3 protein-coding genes are annotated in these 2,255 nt (G+C 66.1%); all 3 read right to left on the bottom strand.

Annotated features, from left to right (window positions below):
- Positions 1-130: 130 nt before the first annotated feature.
- The gene (locus ACWEO7_RS39255) at positions 131-352 is read right to left on the bottom strand and encodes a hypothetical protein (RefSeq protein WP_452430891.1); all 222 of its coding nucleotides are present in this window, start codon (positions 350-352) and stop codon (positions 131-133) included.
- A gap of 46 nt (positions 353-398) precedes the next feature.
- A complete protein-coding gene (locus ACWEO7_RS39250) occupies positions 399-596 on the bottom strand; it encodes a hypothetical protein (protein ID WP_452430890.1) in 198 nt (65 codons plus the stop codon).
- Between the two features lie 265 nt (positions 597-861).
- Complete coding sequence (locus tag ACWEO7_RS39245; protein ID WP_452430888.1) at positions 862-1,851, bottom strand: DUF4192 family protein; 990 nt, start codon at positions 1,849-1,851, stop codon at positions 862-864.
- Between the last annotated feature and the right edge of the window lie 404 nt (positions 1,852-2,255).

The raw sequence follows: 2,255 nt of genomic DNA, 5'->3' as shown, positions 1-2,255 counted from the left end.
ACTGCCTGACCCGCGGCACCGCCTACAACGAAGAAACCCACGTCAGCAACCGCCAACGCGCACTCGCCGCCTGAGGTTGACAGAAGGTGTCTCATGGGTTCCCTTCTTTCCGGTGGCACTGGTTGTGCCGCTATGTGGTTCCGGTCTTGCAGGCGCTGCCGAAATGGCTGTGCGGGATGGCGGTGGCGGGGTGGAGCGTGCGCCCGCCGGGGGCTTCGCAGCCGTCGCAGCGCGAGTGGCTGAAACCTCCTTCGTCGCCGGTCTCGGTGAGTACGTGGTCGGGCCAGTACTCCGACATGCGCTCGGCCGCCGCTGTTTCCTCGGCGGACTGCGCGCCCCGTCCGAGCACCATGACGCAATCGGTGCAAATCCACAGGCGCGGATTATGTCGCTGTCGCTCATGCCACCTCGATTTCCATATCCGGTGCGATGTAGGAGTTTCCGCACGCTCCGGTTTCGAGGCGCTTATAAGTGATGTACAAGTAAGACTCGTATTTTTTGGGTTCGGTGAGAATTTCCGCCGGTCCCCAGGATTGCGGGGCGAGTCTCACGCGGTCACCGGTTTTCAGGTCACGCGCCTTGATGACTGTTCTCATTTCCGTGCGTCTTCCTTATAAAGGTCGGTTGCCGTTCGGAAATCAGCCGGGGCATTGTGCGCCCCGGTGCGGAATCGGCCGGGCTGTTGCGGCTTTCGATCCCGCTGTGATCTCGGGTTTCACGCTATGGAGTTCTCAAGGAGCTGGGTTGCGGTCCGGTTTCCCTTCCCGCTCCCTCTGTTATTAAATCTTACGCATTGCACGCATCTCACGCAATTTACTGAGCTGTGATGCCGGCCACTCCGAGAATTGCGCAGGCTCCGGGCTATCCGGTGTAGTCGGGGACGGCTATTCCGAATTTCTCGGCGGCGATTTGTCCGGCCGCGAGAAAGCGGCGGATGAGGTCGGGCCGGAATGCGCGCGCGTGGGCGGTGGTCACGAAGTTGATCAGGGACAGGTTTTCGGCCCTGGCGGCGCGGGCGGCGGTCTTGGCGTGACTGATGGCCTCGTAGGAGGCGACGCCCTGGCCGGTGACGTAGTAGAGGGTCGCGGCGGCGGCGAGCAGGTGCGCGCGGGGCAGGGCGCGCAGCTGGTTGGCGATGTCGATATAGATCGATGCGGCGGCGTCGAGGTCGATCAGGCCGAGGCCGAGCAGGGCGTCACGCGCGGCGGGGTCGAGTGTGGCCACGATGCTCACGCGCGCGGCCAGGGCGGGGCCGGGGTAGCCGTTGACGGCGATGCGGTCGGCGAGTTCGCGCAGGACTGCGGCGGCGAATCCGGGCCGGTTGCTGTGAATGGCAGCCGTGCGGCGGGTGATGAAATCCGGTGTGGCGGTGGGGATGTAGCGGGCAGCGATGTCGGCGCGGGCTTCGAGGATGCGGTGTCCTCGGGCGACGACGGCGACGGTGGCGGCGGTGGTGGCCGGGTCGGGGAGGACTCCGCCGCCCTGGTTGTCGAGATCGGTCCATATCTTGCCCGGCGCGATGTGACAGGCGTGGGCGCGCGACAGTACGGGGATGGCGCGGGCTTCGAGCCGATCGCGCACGATGTCGGCGAACGCCAGGCCCGCGCTGGTGCGGTCGGGGTGGGCGAGCACGACGATTCGGGCGGTTTCCATCTCGGCGTCGTAGGCCACGCGGGCGATGTGCGCGGCGAATTCGGCGCGGTCCTGGTCGATCGCGGCCGGGATCACCATGTCGATATGTCCGTGCTTGGTGAAGATCAGGCACAGGCAGTTCTCGGGGTAGTACCGGAGCATCGCCGGGATGGCGGCGATCAGGTCTCCGGCGGTCAGCCGCTCGAGTGTGGTGGTCAACGCTGGGGCCTTTCTGGGTGTGTGGCGGTCGGTTCCCTGGTGGTCCCGGTCTCTCTCGCCTGACTCTATTTTAGCAGTTTGTCACGCATATCACGCATTTCTGGGGAGGGTTCCGGGTGTGGTGATCGGCACATTCTTCTTCTCTTGTTTCTGCTGTTCACCCGATGTTTTTTGTGGCCTTTGGGAGTGCCTGCCCCTCCGGCGAGGAGCGGGGGTTTCGGGGGCGGCGCCCCCGTGCGCGGCCGGCAGGCCGCGAGGTGGTTCGGCGGCGCGGGCCTGCGACAGGGAGGGGGCTGGGTGTCGGTGTGTTCCTTCGGTCGGCCTGGAGCAGGGGGCGCGCGCCAGGCCTCGGTGTGCCAGGTGGAGCGCCCGCAGCGCAGCGAGGACGTACGACCTGGCGCGCC

It is taken from the genome of Nocardia sp. NPDC004260, assembly GCF_053603155.1.
Note: the sequence above shows the minus strand (reverse complement) of the source record. Positions and strands in the feature narration are given on the sequence as shown.

What these genes read in the sequence shown, in the direction of transcription:
- ACWEO7_RS39255 (WP_452430891.1), bottom strand. Translation starts at nt 352, where the DNA reads ATGGTGCTCGGACGGGGCGCGCAGTCCGCCGAGGAAACAGCGGCGGCC.
- ACWEO7_RS39250 (WP_452430890.1), bottom strand. Translation starts at nt 596, where the DNA reads ATGAGAACAGTCATCAAGGCGCGTGACCTGAAAACCGGTGACCGCGTG.